Below are 16,643 nucleotides of genomic sequence, written 5' to 3' on the forward strand. Positions count from 1 at the left end.
GATATACACTTAACACATATCAGATATTGAAACGGATCATTACCTCCTCGTAGCGCAGACATGGATACTCCCTCTTTTAGTGAACACATGAGTGCACCATGCTACGTAAAACAACGACTATTTTTGGCTCGTTGCAATGGATCTGCTCCCTGCTCCTTGGATTCTCTTCTACTTCTTTAGCACAAGAAGATACCGTTCTCCCCTCAACATCAGACAACAAAGATAGCGGATTATTTTCATTGCTTGGGGGCCCGGCTTACATGCCAGAAACTGGCTTTATGCTTGCCATCGGTGGATTGTACTCATTTAACACAACACCTGAACAACCGAGTAAAACTCAACGATCTTCCATCACATTAGTGGGTATCGCCAATGAAATGGATAGCGGCGTCGGTTTTGGTGTTCGCTCTAAACAAAAAATATTTTCTCCACAGAATAAACTGCGCTACTTCGGCCAATTATCGATGGGCAAACAAAGCTTGTACTATTTCGGTACTGGTTATCAGTCAGGGGTCAATAACGGTAAAGATGAAGAGAACTTAGTCGACTATGACTCCGTCACCTACAACGCTGATCTCGGAATGCACTTGGGTAACAACATTTACTTAGGGCCAATACTTCGCCTGCAGTACAAAAAGGCGATTGAAGAATCTATTTCATCAAACGTCGCTCAAGATACCGATTTTATCTACGGTCAAGATAACCCCTTCACGCTAGGGGTAGGTGTAGCCTTACAATGGGATACCCGTGACATCGCAGTAAATGCTCGTCAAGGTCAGTTTCTGAGCCTTGAATATGCGAGCTACCAAGACAACTTTGGCAGTGACTCCAATTTTGAAAAAGCTGAAGCCGATTACCGTCTGTATTGGACACCAATCAAAGGCTCCACCTTGGCTTTCCTCAATACTGCAAATTTCAGCGCAGGCGATGTTCCTTATTACGAACTGCCAACCTTTGGCGGCCAAGATTCCATGCGTGGCATCTATTACGGACGCTACCGTGATATGCACAGCGTCGAGCACACCATGGAGTATCGCCAGTCATTTATGAGTAATGGTGATTACACCAAACACGGCTTTACGATGTGGGCCGGTCTCGCAACAACGGCTGAAAACACCAATGACCTGTATCAGGATAAAATTTACAGCTATGGCGTTGGCTATCGTTATGAACTCCAACCTCGTATGAACGTTCGTGTCGACCTCGGCTTTGGCTCCAATGATGCACAAGGCCTTTATCTGTCGATCAACGAAGCGTTTTAAGAGGTCACCATGACAAAGTTAATAACGTTAAGTGCGGTTGTCGCATTGGCTATCGGCGCAACATCAAGTTGGGCAGAAGAAAGTGCACGAGTCGATTTTCCTGATGCCGAAACACAGCAGAAGCTCAATAAGAAGTGGGAACACGCTTTACCTTTTCATGCCCAAAAGGCCATTGATCTCGGTTATGCCCTGCCTCTACCGTTTTCTCTTTCATTCATCGGTAACGCTTCTGCACAAAATATCGAAATGTATGACTTAGGCGTGCAAGTTGGCGACGTAGATTTAGGAGACAGATACGACCTTTCTCAGGTGTCATTTGGCGATCCTGAAATCGAGAGTAAAAGCATGCAGCTGCGCGCTGCGGCTTGGGTGTTTCCCTTCCTACAAATGGGCGTACATGTTGGGCGTTTCTCGGGTGGTACTCAATTAACAGCCGAAATACCGACCTCACTCTTTAAAGCTTGCGATAATCACCCAAGGTTGCCCACTTGCGCTAAAGAATCCGTCAGTACCCCAGAGTTTTACCCGGATGTGGAAGGCACAAACTGGGGATTTTCGATGAATATTGTCGGTCAGGTTGGGAATTTCACTTATGTACTTCCGGCCAGTATGACGCACTCTCGCACCGACGATGAGCGTACCAATACCAAAACCATGTTGTTCAGCCCTCGAGTTGGCCAACTTATTCAAACTGAAAACTGGGGTAACATTTTCCCCTATGTGGGTGCCGCTTACATGCACAGTGAAGGGTTAACGCAAGAAAACAACGCGTTAGGTGTAGATGGGCTGTCGTATCAATTATCTCAGCAAAGCGCAGAAGACTATTCTGCGATAATCGGAGCAAATTGGAATATCACAAAAACTTACGGAGCAAACCTCGAATTCATTGGTGGTCCGGGCAGAAAAATCGTCAATGTCATCATGACTTACTCTTACTAGTTCTCGGTGGCATAACGAAAAAAAACCTGCGATAAACGCAGGTTTTTCGTTCTCTATAAGATAGCTATCTGTCAGCTAGATTTGTCTATAGAAACAAGTCATCTACAGACAAATCTGAACTTTAAGACTAAGGCGTGTAGTACGTTGCCGCACCTGGACCTACTGGTAGGCCAAATACGAATACCCAAACGTAGAACATTAAGCTCCAACCAACCAAGAATACGATTGAGTATGGAAGCATAGTTGCAATCAGAGTACCGATACCTAGGTTCTTCATGTAACGCGTCGCGACAGCAAGGATAAGACCGAAGTAGCTCATCATTGGCGTAATGATGTTGGTTGTTGAATCACCGATACGGTAAGCCGCTTGAATCGTTTCAGGCGCGTAACCTACTAGCATTAGCATTGGAACGAAGATTGGCGCTGTTACTGCCCACTGAGCAGAAGCTGAACCGATCATCAGGTTAATGAAGCCACACATTAGGATGAATGCGAAGAACAACATTGGACCCGTTAGGCCGATATCTTGTAGGAAAGTCGCACCAGCAACTGCGAATACTTGGCCGAAGTTAGTCCACTTGAAGAAAGCAACAAACTGAGCAGCGAAGAACACAAGTACGATGTACATGCCCATTGAAGACATAGACTTAGACATTGCGTTGATTACATCACGGTCTGTTTTCATTGTGCCGGTAACTTTACCGTAAACAAAACCAGGAACTGCGAAGAATACGAAGATGAACGCTACGATACTTTTCAGGAATGGAGAACCTGAAACCGTACCTGCTGCTGAACGTAGAACACCATCAGCTGGAACAATCGTCCAAGCAAGAAGCGCTGAAACCGCTAGCACTGCGATACCCGCAAGCTTAAGGCCTTTCTTCTCAACATCTGTTAGCTTGCCCATTGAATCATTTGATAAATCTTCAGACGCTTCTTCGTCATTGTATTTACCCAGTTTTGGTTCAACAATCTTCTCAGTTACAAATGCACCTGTAATCGCGATGAAGAAAGTAGAAACAAACATGAAGTACCAGTTTGATTCAGGACCAACGCTGTAAGTCGGGTCGATCATTTGTGCTGCTGTTTCTGTGATACCAGAAAGCAGTGGGTCAACCGTACCGATTAGAAGGTTTGCAGAGTAACCACCAGATACACCAGCAAATGCTGCCGCTAGACCTGCTAATGGGTGACGACCCAAAGAGTGGAAAAGCATTGCTGCAAGCGGGATAAGTACTACATAACCAAGCTCTGAAGCCGTGTTAGAGATAATACCGGCGAAAACTACGGTTACCGTAACCATGCGCTTAGATGCGCCCATTACCATGCCACGCATCGCCGCAGATAATAGACCTGAGTGCTCAGCAATCGCTACACCTAGCATAGCAACAAGCACGGTACCTAATGGCGCAAAGCCAACAAAGTTTGTCACTAGATTAGTAACAATGAGCTGTAAGCCTTCAGCATTAAGTAAGCTTACAACGTAGATCATGCCGTCAGCAGCACGACCTGGAGCACCTTCTGGACGAGGGTCCATAACAGACACATCAAAATATCCTGCGATACCTGAAGTAACTAGAATAGCGACACAGAAGATTGCGAAAAGAGTGATCGGGTGGGGTAATAGGTTCCCCAAATATTCAACACCATCGAGAAAACGGGTAAAAATAGGTTTCTTTGGCGAGTTGTTTTTTATTGAAGCTGATGAACTCATCAGTTCCCTCCTTGTAGTGATTCCTATGCAATTGTGACAAAAATGTTCAAATTGCCAGCGAAGGGTACGCGACAAAATTATCAATTAGAAATTCAAAATGTTACAAAATGTGTAACAAGCGACGATTTTTAACTCTATTTGAACAATTAATTAGCAAATAAATCTACATTAAATACAAAATCTAGATTTATAATTCACAATTACACATTCACTACAGATATAACTGATAATATAACCCATTGATTCACTTGAAAATAAAACACGCCATACTCTAAGTTGATACGCAATATTCTGTCAGGTTCTTCTCGAGGGAAAAGAAAAACAGACAAATGAATGAAGTTTGACTTTCCCCTCGTTTTTACACTCGCGTCACATCAATTTGACTGACTATTTCTGAACCGCTTTGAATCTCGGATTGGTTTTGCAGATAACATAATGACGACCTCTACGCTTTACTATCTGGCAATCAGGATGGCGGCTTTTCGCGCTTTTAAGTGACTTCACAACTTTCATTCTATTTCGCTCCCTTGCCTAATTGACCAAAACGACGAGTGAAGTTCGCAACACGTCCCTCTTTATGTAGCACTCGTTGTTTACCTGTATAGAAAGGATGCGACTTTGACGACACCTCAATCGTAAAGTAAGGATAAGTATTGCCGTCTTCCCATTCGATAGTACGGTCTGTTTTTAGCGTTGAGCCGATTAAGAAGTACTCATCGACACTGGTGTCATGAAAAACCACGGGACGGTAATCTGGATGGATATTCGGTTTCATTGTATTTCCCTTAAATAACCAAATTGATACGTTATAACATTTCAAATGATAATTATTATCAAAAGAAAAACAAGCGATTTTATGATATTTTTCCATCTTAATCGTAATCAGAGAACACCCAACTATGTACACAATTGAACCTGTTGGCTTTATTGAGTCTCCTTATAAAGAGAAGTTCGCTGTGCCAAGACAGCCTAGGTTGGTACCCACATCCACCTCAAGAGTCAGGTTGGTTGATGCAGCAAACTGCCTTGAGTCTGTTCGTGATATCGAGCAATTTAGCCATGTTTGGTTACTATTTCTGTTCGACAAGAACCTTGAAGCAGGCTGGAAACCAACTGTGAGGCCACCTCGCCTTGGCGGGAATGAACGTATTGGTGTATTCGCGTCTCGTGCCACATTCAGACCGAATGGAATTGGCATGTCTGCGGTTGAACTAAAAGGTGTGTCTCAAGAGAAAGGACAGACTTGGTTGGATCTCGGCAGCGTCGACTTAGTAGACGGTACACCGATCATCGACATCAAGCCTTATATCCCCTACTCAGATTCGATTCCGGATGCATTGGGAGGGTTTGCCGCCGATGAACCAGAAGTGCTCGACGTTAACTTTTCGCAGCAAGCGCAAAGTAAGATCGCAAGCCATCCACAAGCGCGCCATATCATTCAGGTGATCAAAGAAGTATTAGGCCAAGATCCTCGCCCTGCCTATAAGAAAGGTAAGCCTGACAACAAGGAATATGCGGTAAATTTGTTCGATCTTAACGTGAAATTCGTGGTTGAAACGCTTTTCATCAATGTAACTGACATTGAACGCTTTTGAGATCCCAAATAGGCTGATATTATATGCGGCTATATCAGATTTGCTGTGGTCACGAACGACAGCAAGTTTTCTTTTATCAATGATGAAACGGATACCATAGAATGCGTACCAGTAACTACCTTCTTTCTACTCTGAAAGAGACTCCAAACGACGCAGAAGTTATCAGCCACCAGCTGATGCTACGTGCAGGTATGATCCGTAAGCTAGCTTCAGGTTTATATACTTGGCTACCTACTGGTCTACGTGTACTGCGTAAAGTCGAAAATATCGTTCGCCAAGAGATCGATAATGCAGGTGCCGTTGAAATCTTGATGCCCGTAGTTCAACCGTTTGAGCTTTGGGAAGAGACTGGCCGTTCTGAAAAGATGGGTCCTGAGCTACTTCGTTTCACAGACCGTCACTCTCGTCCATTTGTTCTTAGTCCAACAGCTGAAGAAGTGGTAACGAGCCTAGTACGTAACGAGATCAGCTCTTACAAACAGCTACCTCTAAACCTGTACCAAATCCAGACTAAATTCCGTGATGAGCGCCGCCCTCGTTTTGGCGTAATGCGTGCACGTGAATTCTCTATGATGGATGCGTACAGCTTTGATATCGATAAAGAAGGCTTAGAAAAGTCTTACCAAGCGATGCACGATGCTTACTGTAAAGCATTCGACCGCATGGGCCTTGAGTACCGTCCAGTACTGGCAGACTCTGGCGCAATCGGCGGCAGCGGCTCTCAAGAGTTCCACGTTCTAGCTGAAAGCGGCGAAGACCTAATCGCATTCTCTTCTGAATCTGATTACGCAGCAAACATCGAAAAAGCAGAAGCACTAGCTCCAACGACTGAAGCGGCAGCGCCAACTCAAGAGATGGAACTGGTTGATACGCCAAACGCAAAAACAATCGCAGAATTGGTAGAGCAACACGGTCTAGCAATCGAGAAGACTGTTAAGACTCTATTCGTTAAAGCTTCTGATGAAGTAGACGCTGATATCATCGCGCTAATCATCCGTGGCGACCACGAACTGAACGAAGTGAAAGCAGAGAACCTTCCACAGGTTGCTTCTCCACTAGAGATGGCTTCTGAAGAAGAAATCCGTGCACTTGTTGGTGCTGGTCCTGGTTCACTTGGCCCTGTTGGTCTAGAGCTACCATTCATCGTTGACCGTTCTGTTGCTGTAATGAGTGACTTCGGCGCTGGCGCAAACGTAGACGGTAAGCACTACTTCGGCATCAACTGGGGTCGTGACGTTGAGCTTGCTCAAGTTGAAGACCTACGCAACGTTGTTGAAGGCGACCTTAGCCCATGTGGTCAAGGTACTATTCAGCTTAAGCGTGGTATCGAAGTTGGTCACATCTTCCAACTAGGTAATACTTACTCTAAAGCAATGAACTGTAACGTGCTTGGTCCTGATGGTAAGAGCGTAATCCTAGAAATGGGTTGTTACGGTATCGGTGTTTCACGTGTTGTTGCATCTGCTATCGAGCAAAACCACGATAAATTTGGTATCACTTGGCCAGACGCACTAGCACCATTCCAAGTTGCTATCGTACCAATGAACATGCACAAATCTGAGCGCGTTAAAGAAGCAGCTGAGAAGCTATACGCTGAATTAACCGCTATGGGTATCGAAGTACTATTCGATGACCGTAAAGAGCGCCCAGGTGTTATGTTTAAAGATATCGAGCTAGTGGGTATCCCTCACACTATCGTTATCGGCGATCGCAGCATGGACGAAGGCAACTTCGAATACAAAAACCGTCGTACTGGTGATAAAGAAGCTATCGCAATGGACACGGTTATCGAGCACCTTAAGGCTCAACTAGCTTAGTAATCCGATTACTGACTAGATAAACATTGAAAGGCTGCCATCAGGTGGCCTTTTTTGTGCCTGTCGTTTCCCTTCAAGCTCCCTTCTATTTATCAGTAGAGTAAATAACGTAAGTTAATCCCCTGTTCATCTTCAAATCCGTATATTGGTGTCATCAACTTTTTGGACATGCTCACCATTGGAGGTATCGATGGATATCAAAAGCTTACTGAACCAAGCACTTAAATCAGATCTCGTTAAACAAGGCACTCAGAAACTTTCACAAGGGTCTTCAAGTTTAAGTGGCCTTTCTCAAGGCAGCAATGGCAAGAGTAACAGCAAAAGTACACTCGGAGCCTTCGGTGCAGGCGCAGTTGGCGGCGGACTGTTAGGAGCGTTAGTGGGCTCGAAGAAAACCAAGAAAATGGGTAAGAAAGCCGCTGGTATTGGTGGCGCAGCAGCACTTGGTGCTCTCGCTTATAAGGTCTACAACGACTACCAGTCTAAACAAGGCCAAACACCGAATGCCGAACAAGCTCAATTTGATGAGAACGACTCAAACCATAGCGTGCTGATTCTCAGATCGATGATTGCAGCGTCCAAAGCGGATGGTCATGTTGATGAAGAAGAGGTGGCCAAGATTGAGCAAGCCGTCGAAAACATGGGTGCCGATTATCAGCTGACTAAATTGGTCTCTGAAGAACTGCACAAACCGCTCGATCCAAGCGAAATCGCTCAGCTCGCGACCTCACCTCAACAAGCGAGTGAGATCTATTTAGCGTCTTTGATTGTAGCGGATGAACAAAACTTCATGGAGAAGGCCTACCTCAAAGAGTTAGCCAAGCAACTCAACCTTGCTGATGAAGTTACTTATCAACTTGAACAGCAAATATCAGGTTAAGCAGTCAATATCCAGCTAATCGGTAAGCTAACAAGTGATACGTTGAGCATCAACAGAATGAGATATTGAGCAAGAACAAACTAACTCTGAACTTAATCAGATCCACTTTGTTTTTGCTTATCTCTATGTGTATATTGAGATCAGTTATCATTTGGTTAGGTATAAAAATGAAAGTATACGATTGTTGTGATTTGGTGCGTGAACTGTATTCTCAAATTGGCAGTGGCGACCAAGGCTATATCCCTAAAGCGATCACCTGCGCGGTAAAAACATTGAATGACCTTGCTGCAGATGAATCTCTTCCTAAAGAAGCGCGTGAGCGTGCAGCATTTGCCGCTGCAAACCTGCTGATCTCAGATTTCGAGGACTAATATGAACCTCGCTAATTTTGAAAAGATGGATCCTGTAATGTTGATGAGCATCGTCAACATGAAGCTACGTGACGACTTCGGTGGTGATTTGGATCGAGTGGTCAACTTCTACGAGATCGACAAAGCAGCATTGATCGCTAAACTTGCGTCTGCTGGTTTTGAGTTCCTTCCAGAAGCCAAACAGTTTCGATAGTCATTTAGAACACGCTTGATTTTGAAAGGCCAACCTCAGTGTTGGTCTTTTTTATTGGTTATACGTATTGGATAAACATGTAGTTAGCCAGTTATAAATTATCTGTCTACATCTATACTTTTATATCTTAGAGTCAACGAACGCTCCTTGAACCAAAGCGTATTGTTGTATAGGCTACCTGAAATAGCATATAAAACTCATCACCCAATCTGATGATAGCGAAGGATTAACAATGAAAAGACTCGGACTTTTGGCAGTTTTCGCTGCAACACTGACTGCAGGTTGCGCTTCAAATACACAACAAGACAATTTTCGTGAAGCCTCTTTTGAGCTGTGTAACACCGAAGTCGATATTTACTCAGTAAGCCACGATGAAAGAGTACGCATTGTCTGCTCTGATGGCTCTAAATTCGCTTTAAACAACGAAGACACGCTAGAAGTGATGCGTGATATCAACATCGACTACTGTGACGGCGAAGGCTTAGGCAAATTCAACGAGAGCCGCCATTATTACTCATTCAAGTGTAAGTCTGGCACCCTGCTTAGCATCAGAAAGTAGAACCAACATAAGAAAACCACAAAGGGTTGATGTGCAAGCATCAGCCCTTTTTAGCACCCGCAATAACCAATCTTCAAAAACAAAAAAGGCCCCAAAAGGAACCTTTAAACTCTTTTTTCAAAGTAGATGAGCAAAGTTCAAGGAGCTCACACGGAGTTTGCGCTAATACAGAAATTCGTTCACTCTCTGAGAGTTACCAGACCAATAAAAAAGGCTCCCAACAGGAGCCTTCAAATTCATCGTTTTTCAAAGTAGTCGTTTGAAATTCTAGGAGAGCACGCGGAGCTTACGGATGTAAGTGAGCATGCTCGACAACGACTTTATTACTTACGAATACAGAAAGGCTCCCAACAGGAGCCTTTCAAATCATATTTTTCAATCAAATAGCTTTAGTTCAAGGAAAAGGCGCGGAGTTTACGAATGTAAATGAGCACCTTTGACACAGAAATTAAGCTATTTGAGCCAGAAAAATTAAGCGTAAACCGGTAGACGCTTACAGATCTCTAATACTTTTGCTTTCGTTGCTTCGATAACAGACTCATCGCCCATGTTATCAAGGATGTCACAGATCCAACCTGCTAGCTCTTTCGCGTCTGCTTCTGAGAAACCGCGACGAGTGATAGAAGGAGAACCGATACGGATACCTGAAGTAACGAACGGACTACGTGGATCGTTTGGTACTGAGTTCTTGTTCACAGTGATGTTCGCTGCACCTAGTGCTGCATCTGCTTCTTTACCTGTGATGTCTTTGTCGATTAGGTCAACTAGGAACAGGTGGTTCTCTGTAGAACCTGAAACGATGTTGTAACCGCGTGCTAGGAATTCAGCAACCATTGCTTTTGCGTTAGCAACTACGCGAGCTTGGTACTCTTTGAACTCTGGCTCTAGAGCTTCTTTGAACGCTACTGCTTTACCAGCGATAACGTGCATTAGAGGACCACCTTGGCCGCCAGGGAATACTGCTGAGTTTAGTTTCTTGTAAAGATCTTCGCCTTCGTTTGAAAGGATAAGACCGCCACGAGGACCAGCAAGCGTTTTGTGCGTTGTCGTTGTTACAACGTGAGCATGTGGAACTGGGTTCGGGTAAACACCTGCAGCGATTAGACCAGCAACATGAGCCATATCTACGAAGAAGTAAGCACCTACTTTGTCAGCGATTTCACGCATGCGCTTCCAATCACAAACTTGAGAGTAAGCTGAGAAACCACCGATGATCATCTTAGGTTTGTGCTCGATAGCTAACGCTTCCATCTCTTCGTAATCGATTTGACCTGCTTCATCGATACCGTAAGGGATGATGTTGTATAGCTTACCAGAGAAGTTTACTGGAGAGCCGTGAGTTAGGTGACCACCGTGTGCAAGGCTCATGCCTAAAACAGTATCGCCAGCATTCAGTAGTGCCATGTATACAGCGTTGTTTGCTTGAGAACCTGAGTGAGGTTGTACGTTTGCGTATTGAGCGCCAAACAGTTCACATGCACGTTCGATTGCTAGAGTTTCAACTTTATCTACGTACTCACAACCACCGTAGTAACGCTTACCTGGGTAGCCTTCAGCGTATTTGTTTGTAAGTTGAGAACCTTGAGCTTCCATTACACGTGGGCTTGTGTAGTTTTCTGAAGCGATAAGTTCGATGTGCTCTTCCTGACGAAGAGTTTCTTCTTGGATAGCTGCGAATAGATCCGCATCGTAATCAGCAATGTTCATGTCACGCTTAAGCATCTGTATCTCCTGACTCAGATTGTACTGAAAGTTTCAAAAAAACCACACAACGACCGAAAGCAAACGTTTCCGTCACCGTTTTGATGTGACGCATTCTACATAATTTGATCTAGGTCATAAAGAGCTAATTGCAATTTTATCATGCAGTTTTTTCATAATCACATATAAGATTCATCATGGTTATTTGGCTTATCCAACCAAAGATGACGCTTACTGTCAATTTTACGCTTTACACCCTGTAAAACGCAGATTACATAGGTTTACCTTAATTTTGCACCTCAAGCTACCGAAAGCTAAGGTTTTTCTCTACTATGCACGCCTTTATTTGTTAGGTAATTATAAAAACGATGGAAAAACACTCACGTAAAGAAGATTGGGTAGCGATTCTCACTGGCACGTTTTTAGTGGCGTTAGGCGTCTTCTTTTTACAGTCAGCGAACCTGCTTACCGGTGGTACTACTGGCTTGGCTCTGCTTTTGAGTCAATTCTTGCCTGTAACCTTTGGTATTTTGTACTTTGTTGCCAATTGTCCATTCTATTTATTAGCATGGAAACGATTCGGCCGCAGCTTTGCTATTAGCAGTGCGATTTCTGGTGCTTTAGTATCTGTGTTTGCCGATCATTTATACTTAGTTATCTCGCTAGAAGTTCATAACGAGATCTATTGTGCTGTTGCCGGCGGCTTATTAATGGGCTTAGGTATGCTAATCCTATTCCGTCATCGCTCAAGTCTTGGTGGCTTCAACGTACTGTGCTTGTTTATCCAAGACCGCTACGGTATCTCGGTAGGTAAAACACAAATGGGTATTGATGCGTGTATTCTGTTTGCATCGTTCTTCTTCGTGTCACCTTGGGTAATTGCCGTATCTGTATTAGGCACCGCAGTATTGAACATCGTATTGGCAATGAACCACAAACCAACTCGCTACTCGGTGAATTACGCGTCTTAGAGTTCATTACCTGCTCTGTCGTTGCTGGCACTCGATGCTCAAACTTCTCGCAAGTAGACTCGAGGCACGATATTCCAGCCATCACTAAAACAAAAAAGGCTTTGGGGAGCACTCCAAAGCCTTTGTAGAAGCCGAATCCTTTAAGGGGAATAAGAATTAGGCTTATTAAAATGAAACAAGGTTACCCTTCAATCAAGAGAATACGAGTCTCGTAAGGACGTAACACTTGATGATGTAATGCAACTGAAGTGTTCGATTGTTGATAGTTAGACAACAGACTCTTCGCCTTAGTCATATCAAAACGTTCCGGTAAAACGCATTCCGCCTCTTCACCATAATAGTTGTTAATACACAGCAAAGTTTGCCCTTCGTTCTCACGTACATACGCAAAAATGGATGAGTGTTCAGGCAGTAGATCTTGATAACTGCCATCCGTAATCACTGGTACTTGTTTACGTAACTCAATCAAGCTCTTATAGAAATAGAAAACAGAGTCTTTATCTTCAAGCGCTTGCTCAGCGTTAATCTCAGAGTAATTATTCGCTACATCAAGCCATGGCTGGGCTTGTGAGAACCCTGCGTAAGGCTCACTGTTCCATTGCATTGGTGTACGAGAGTTATCACGAGACTTCTGCGCCAAAATCGCCATCATATCTTCATGAGCCACACCATCACGGTTCACCATGATGTCGTACATGTTGGTGCTCTCTACATCACGATACTGGCTGATCTCGGTGTAACCCGGGTTGGTCATGCCAATCTCTTCACCTTGATAGATATAAGGTGTGCCTTGCATCATGTGAACCGAGGCGGCAAACATCTTGGCTGATTCAACGCGATATTGTTGATCGTTACCTAAGCGGCTCACCACTCGTGGTTGGTCATGGTTACACCAAAATAGTGCTCCCCACCCTTTTCCGTTTAAGCCAGTTTGCCAATGATTGAAGATCGATTTGAGCTGTAAGAAATCAAACGGCGCATTGGTCCACTTCTCACCGTTGGTGTAATCAACCTTAAGGTGGTGGAAGTTAAACACCATCGATAACTCGCTATTATCAATGTTTGAGTATTGCTGACAATGTTCCAACGTGGTTGAAGACATCTCACCTACGGTCACGCTACCGTATTTTTGGAATACCGCTTCGCTGATCTCTTTCAGATATTCGTGCACTCGTGGGCCATCGGTATAGAAACGGCGACCATCACCGATATCATCATTTGGGAAATCTTGCTGCTTTGAAATCAGGTTGATTACATCTAAACGGAAACCATCAACGCCCTTCTCAGCCCAGAAGCTGATAACGTCTTTTACTTCTTCGCGTACAACAGGATTCTCCCAGTTAAGGTCAGCCTGCTCTTTCGCGAATAGGTGTAGGAAATACTGCCCAGTAGCTTCATCCATTTCCCAAGCATTACCACCAAACTTAGACTGCCAGTTGGTTGGTGCTTGACCGTTCACTGGGTCTTTCCAGATGTAGTAATCGCGGTATGGGCTGTTTTTGTCACCCAATGCAGACTGAAACCATGCATGCTCTGTTGAAGTATGGTTGACCACAATATCCATCACGATGCGGATGCCACGTTGGTGCGCTTCAGACAATAATAAGTCGAAGTCTTCCATGGTGCCAAATTGAGGGTTAATCGAGTAATAGTCTGAAATATCGTAGCCATTATCGATCATAGGAGATGCGTAAACCGGGGTTAGCCAAATCGCATCGACACTCAAATGTTTGAGGTAATCCAGTTTCGAAATGATCCCTTTGATGTCGCCAGTACCTTTACTGCCACTGTCGCAGAAGCTCTTTGGGTAGATTTGATAGATGGTTGCGGTTTTCCACCAGCTTTCATCATGTTCAGTCATCGCCATCTCTAACACTCACTTACCAGAAAATATAAAATAAAAATCACCATGCAAATCATGGTCGAATAGCCGTTATAACTAAGAGAAAAAGCGATAACTCACATTGGAGCCATCGCTTATTAAATGCATTACGCGTTCGCGGTTTCTAACTCACCCTTGGATTGGGCTCGCTTGTAAAAGAACAGGGTTAACGTGATAGGCAGTACTATCGCCACCAGCATCGCGACTAGGTAAATCGACCAATATTGAGGTTGAATCGATAGGATGCCCGGCAAGCCGCCGACACCGATACCATTCGCCATCACACCCGCGCTACCACAGATTGCGGCTGCAACCGCACTACCAATCATTGCGCTGAGCATTGGGAATTTGTATTTAAGGTTAATACCGTACATCGCAGGCTCTGTTACACCTAAGTAGGCTGAGATTGCTGCAGGAACCGAGATGTCTCGTTCACCTTCACGCTTACTCAAGATGATGATGCCCACTACTGCCGATGCTTGTGCAATGTTTGATAGTGCAATCAAAGGCCAGATTGGTGTGCCGCCTAAATCTTGCATCAATTGCAGATCCACGGCGTTGGTGGTGTGGTGAATACCCGTGATAACCAAAGGTGCGTAAAGGAAGCCAAATACCACTGAACCAAGAATCGCAAAATCACCTGTCATTGCCGCTTTAGCCGCGAATGCCACACCATCGCCTAACATACGACCGAATGGGCCAATGAAAGCGTGCGCTAGAATCACAGACAAAATAATCGATACAAATGGCACAACCACTAGGTACAAGTAAGCTGGGACGATGCGCTTAAGATTGGTTTCAATGAACGCCAAAGCCACACCCGCTAGCATCGCAGGGATCACCTGTGCCTGATAACCAACTTTCTCAATCACGAACAAGCCAAAGTCCCACACCTCAGGTACCGATTTACCTATCATGTAAGCGTTCATCAACTGTGGAGAAACCAAGGTCACACCGAGCGTGATACCCAAAATAGGGGTTCCGCCAAGCTTCTTAACCGTAGCCCAACACACGCCAACCGGTAGGAAGAAGAAAATAGCTTCGCCGATCAACCATAAGAAAGAGTGAACCGTTGCCCAGAATTGACTGATTTCAACGAGGGTTTTGCCGTCGAACATGCGAATGTCGCCAATCACATTACGGAAACCAAGAATCAAACCACCAGTAATGATGGCAGGCAGCAGTGGTACGAAAATTTCGGCTAAATGGGAGATACCACGCTCAAGGAAGTTCATATTTTGACGAGCAGCCAGCTTCGCCTCATCTTTTGATGATGCCTCTTTACCTGTCTGTTCAATCAGAAGTGCGTACACTTCATCAACTTCAGTGCCAATCACAACTTGGAATTGGCCTGCGTTAGTAAAACAACCTTTTACTAGCTTCAGTTTTTCGAGTTCAGCCTTGTTTGCCTGCTCTGTATCGTTCAATACAAAACGCAGTCGAGTCAGACAGTGGCTGACACTCGCAATGTTTTCTTTACCACCGACTAACTCGATAAGACGCGCAACGTCTTGCTTCGCTATCTTACTCATACTACCCCACCCTGGTTTCATTCAATTACTCATCTAAACCATGCAGCTATAACCACTCAGATTCAGATCCATGGGAACATTCCCAATCACGGTTATTATAATGCACACATGAATGATAAATTAAAATGGGAACAGTCCCATTAATTGAAAGAGATCACACTCTAATTTTAATCTAAGCGGTTCAATTTCGCTTAATTGAGTGGATTATAGAATAGGAGATTGTGTGTGATGAGAGATCTCTGAATTGTCTAAAAGCTGAGAGATCAATAGATTAGCAGCCAGCTTACCTGCAGATTGGTAACCAGGATCAATGCTAAATACTCGTGGGAATAAGAAAGAGAGAAGATCATTGCCACCAACGCCGGTGACGACCACATCTTCACGCTGTAACTCTTGCAGACGTTTTATTACGCCAAGGGCAAGGGTATCACTGGCACAAACGATCGCTTGAGTTGCGGGAGTTAGAACCTCATCCACCAGCTGATAAGCGCTTTCATGATGAAGCTGCCCAGTACGATAGTTTGCCACTGAACCTGTGTTTTCACACCAATCGAGATAAGCCTTAAGACGCAGTTCACCAGTTGATTTATCACTAGGATCAACCCCGATAAAGCCAACGTCAGAGATCCCCTGATCCGATAAATGCGCCAACGCACTATTGATCACCTGCTGGTTATCATAGTTAATCGACGTGACATTCTCGGTATCCAGAGCAATCACCACCGCTTTGTGTTCCCAAGCTTCGATTGCAGGAATGTCGCAGTCAGTAAAGCCAAATACAATAATGCCATCAACGTTACGACGCTTTAGAACTTGCAGGTGCTCATTGGCTTTATCTCTATCAAGTTGGCTTTCCATAATCACGACATCGTAATCCGCTCGATACAACTCGGTCAGCATAGTGCTAACGGCTTTGTTTTCTGAGGGAGAGTCCAAACGAGAGATGATTACGCCGATGACTTTTTGGCTGCCACCGCGCATCGATTGCGCAGACTTTGAAGGCGTGTACCCAGATTCTTGAATTACTCTTTCCACCCTTTCACGGGTTTCAGGTTTCACTTTTGGATCATTGGTCAGAACGCGTGATACGGTTGACTTACCAACACCGGACAGCTTTGCAATATCAAGAATAGTGAGTTTTTTGCTCATAAAAAGTCTAACGTTAAAGGGAAGAGAAGAAAAAGTGAGGGTAGATTCCCTCACTTAACTGTTTGTAAATCCTAGCAG

The 16,643-nt window shown here is 44.4% G+C and carries 16 protein-coding genes; 9 read left to right on the plus strand and 7 right to left on the minus strand.

All coding sequences use genetic code 11. The annotated features are described in order from the left end of the window. Window positions 1-98: 98 nt before the first annotated feature. Together HRQ85_RS14445 and HRQ85_RS14450 are read left to right on the plus strand one after the other, a co-directional pair. The gene (locus tag HRQ85_RS14445) at window positions 99-1,262 is read left to right on the plus strand and encodes a BamA/TamA family outer membrane protein (protein ID WP_172379915.1); all 1,164 of its coding nucleotides are present in this window, start codon (window positions 99-101) and stop codon (window positions 1,260-1,262) included. 9 nt (window positions 1,263-1,271) lie between these two features. Then, a complete protein-coding gene (locus tag HRQ85_RS14450) occupies window positions 1,272-2,201 on the plus strand; it encodes a hypothetical protein (protein ID WP_172379916.1) in 930 nt (309 codons plus the stop codon). Window positions 2,202-2,328: 127 nt separating this feature from the next. Here HRQ85_RS14450 and HRQ85_RS14455 read toward each other — a convergent pair whose 3' ends face one another. From HRQ85_RS14455 to HRQ85_RS14465, 3 genes are all read right to left on the minus strand, one after another. After that, window positions 2,329-3,915 carry an AbgT family transporter gene (locus HRQ85_RS14455; protein WP_048606691.1) on the minus strand — a complete coding sequence of 529 codons (1,587 nt, stop codon included), beginning with the start codon at window positions 3,913-3,915 and terminating at the stop codon, window positions 2,329-2,331. A gap of 387 nt (window positions 3,916-4,302) precedes the next feature. Then, complete coding sequence (gene ykgO / locus HRQ85_RS14460) at window positions 4,303-4,428, minus strand: type B 50S ribosomal protein L36 (RefSeq protein WP_004734365.1); 126 nt, start codon at window positions 4,426-4,428, stop codon at window positions 4,303-4,305. A gap of 1 nt (window position 4,429) precedes the next feature. Then, window positions 4,430-4,690: a type B 50S ribosomal protein L31 gene (locus tag HRQ85_RS14465; protein WP_009847432.1), complete on the minus strand. Its 261-nt coding sequence runs from the start codon at window positions 4,688-4,690 to the stop codon at window positions 4,430-4,432. A gap of 124 nt (window positions 4,691-4,814) precedes the next feature. Between HRQ85_RS14465 and tsaA the strand changes: the two genes are divergently transcribed. From tsaA to HRQ85_RS14495, 6 genes are all read left to right on the plus strand, one after another. Beyond that, complete coding sequence (tsaA, locus tag HRQ85_RS14470) at window positions 4,815-5,510, plus strand: tRNA (N6-threonylcarbamoyladenosine(37)-N6)-methyltransferase TrmO (protein WP_172379917.1); 696 nt, start codon at window positions 4,815-4,817, stop codon at window positions 5,508-5,510. A 101-nt stretch (window positions 5,511-5,611) separates the two neighbouring features. Next, window positions 5,612-7,327, plus strand: coding sequence for a proline--tRNA ligase (locus HRQ85_RS14475; protein WP_019821597.1), 1,716 nt, complete (start codon window positions 5,612-5,614; stop codon window positions 7,325-7,327). 190 nt (window positions 7,328-7,517) lie between these two features. Beyond that, window positions 7,518-8,207 carry a tellurite resistance TerB family protein gene (locus HRQ85_RS14480; protein WP_172379918.1) on the plus strand — a complete coding sequence of 230 codons (690 nt, stop codon included), beginning with the start codon at window positions 7,518-7,520 and terminating at the stop codon, window positions 8,205-8,207. Window positions 8,208-8,374: 167 nt separating this feature from the next. Next, on the plus strand, window positions 8,375-8,578 hold the full coding sequence (locus HRQ85_RS14485) for a YaeP family protein (RefSeq protein ID WP_008222923.1): 204 nt from the start codon (window positions 8,375-8,377) through the stop codon (window positions 8,576-8,578). A gap of 1 nt (window position 8,579) precedes the next feature. Beyond that, window positions 8,580-8,771: a DUF4250 domain-containing protein gene (locus HRQ85_RS14490; RefSeq protein ID WP_010436438.1), complete on the plus strand. Its 192-nt coding sequence runs from the start codon at window positions 8,580-8,582 to the stop codon at window positions 8,769-8,771. A 232-nt stretch (window positions 8,772-9,003) separates the two neighbouring features. Beyond that, entirely contained in the window at window positions 9,004-9,330 is a 327-nt protein-coding gene (locus HRQ85_RS14495; RefSeq protein WP_019819867.1) for a hypothetical protein, read from the plus strand. Window positions 9,331-9,801: 471 nt separating this feature from the next. Here the strand turns inward: HRQ85_RS14495 and glyA are convergent, their stop codons facing one another. Then, window positions 9,802-11,052, minus strand: a complete 1,251-nt coding sequence (gene glyA / locus HRQ85_RS14500; RefSeq protein WP_048612231.1) for a serine hydroxymethyltransferase — start codon at window positions 11,050-11,052, stop codon at window positions 9,802-9,804. A 347-nt stretch (window positions 11,053-11,399) separates the two neighbouring features. On the opposite strand from glyA, the gene HRQ85_RS14505 reads away from it, so the two are divergent. Continuing rightward, a complete protein-coding gene (locus tag HRQ85_RS14505) occupies window positions 11,400-12,002 on the plus strand; it encodes a YitT family protein (protein ID WP_017060757.1) in 603 nt (200 codons plus the stop codon). 181 nt (window positions 12,003-12,183) lie between these two features. Here the strand turns inward: HRQ85_RS14505 and treC are convergent, their stop codons facing one another. From treC to treR, 3 genes are all read right to left on the minus strand, one after another. Then, window positions 12,184-13,869, minus strand: a complete 1,686-nt coding sequence (gene treC / locus HRQ85_RS14510; RefSeq protein WP_172379919.1) for an alpha,alpha-phosphotrehalase — start codon at window positions 13,867-13,869, stop codon at window positions 12,184-12,186. 122 nt (window positions 13,870-13,991) lie between these two features. Continuing rightward, on the minus strand, window positions 13,992-15,416 hold the full coding sequence (gene treB, locus HRQ85_RS14515) for a PTS trehalose transporter subunit IIBC (RefSeq protein WP_017063347.1): 1,425 nt from the start codon (window positions 15,414-15,416) through the stop codon (window positions 13,992-13,994). Window positions 15,417-15,620: 204 nt separating this feature from the next. After that, on the minus strand, window positions 15,621-16,565 hold the full coding sequence (treR, locus tag HRQ85_RS14520) for a trehalose operon repressor TreR (RefSeq protein WP_172379920.1): 945 nt from the start codon (window positions 16,563-16,565) through the stop codon (window positions 15,621-15,623). Window positions 16,566-16,643 lie beyond the last annotated feature (78 nt).

Origin of the sequence: Vibrio sp. Vb339 (genome assembly GCF_902751245.1) — a bacterium.
In the GTDB taxonomy this organism is placed as follows: domain Bacteria; phylum Pseudomonadota; class Gammaproteobacteria; order Enterobacterales; family Vibrionaceae; genus Vibrio; species Vibrio coralliirubri.

Excerpts from the sequence above, each read along its gene's own strand:
- HRQ85_RS14485 (WP_008222923.1), top strand. The coding sequence starts at position 8,375 with ATGAAAGTATACGATTGTTGTGATTTGGTGCGTGAACTGTATTCTCAA.
- HRQ85_RS14465 (WP_009847432.1), bottom strand. The coding sequence starts at position 4,690 with ATGAAACCGAATATCCATCCAGATTACCGTCCCGTGGTTTTTCATGAC.
- ykgO (WP_004734365.1), bottom strand. The coding sequence starts at position 4,428 with ATGAAAGTTGTGAAGTCACTTAAAAGCGCGAAAAGCCGCCATCCTGAT.
- HRQ85_RS14495 (WP_019819867.1), top strand. The coding sequence starts at position 9,004 with ATGAAAAGACTCGGACTTTTGGCAGTTTTCGCTGCAACACTGACTGCA.
- tsaA (WP_172379917.1), top strand. The coding sequence starts at position 4,815 with ATGTACACAATTGAACCTGTTGGCTTTATTGAGTCTCCTTATAAAGAG.
- HRQ85_RS14445 (WP_172379915.1), top strand. The coding sequence starts at position 99 with ATGCTACGTAAAACAACGACTATTTTTGGCTCGTTGCAATGGATCTGC.
- glyA (WP_048612231.1), bottom strand. The coding sequence starts at position 11,052 with ATGCTTAAGCGTGACATGAACATTGCTGATTACGATGCGGATCTATTC.
- HRQ85_RS14475 (WP_019821597.1), top strand. The coding sequence starts at position 5,612 with ATGCGTACCAGTAACTACCTTCTTTCTACTCTGAAAGAGACTCCAAAC.
- HRQ85_RS14505 (WP_017060757.1), top strand. The coding sequence starts at position 11,400 with ATGGAAAAACACTCACGTAAAGAAGATTGGGTAGCGATTCTCACTGGC.
- treR (WP_172379920.1), bottom strand. The coding sequence starts at position 16,565 with ATGAGCAAAAAACTCACTATTCTTGATATTGCAAAGCTGTCCGGTGTT.
- HRQ85_RS14450 (WP_172379916.1), top strand. The coding sequence starts at position 1,272 with ATGACAAAGTTAATAACGTTAAGTGCGGTTGTCGCATTGGCTATCGGC.
- treB (WP_017063347.1), bottom strand. The coding sequence starts at position 15,416 with ATGAGTAAGATAGCGAAGCAAGACGTTGCGCGTCTTATCGAGTTAGTC.
- HRQ85_RS14455 (WP_048606691.1), bottom strand. The coding sequence starts at position 3,915 with ATGAGTTCATCAGCTTCAATAAAAAACAACTCGCCAAAGAAACCTATT.
- HRQ85_RS14480 (WP_172379918.1), top strand. The coding sequence starts at position 7,518 with ATGGATATCAAAAGCTTACTGAACCAAGCACTTAAATCAGATCTCGTT.
- treC (WP_172379919.1), bottom strand. The coding sequence starts at position 13,869 with ATGGCGATGACTGAACATGATGAAAGCTGGTGGAAAACCGCAACCATC.
- HRQ85_RS14490 (WP_010436438.1), top strand. The coding sequence starts at position 8,580 with ATGAACCTCGCTAATTTTGAAAAGATGGATCCTGTAATGTTGATGAGC.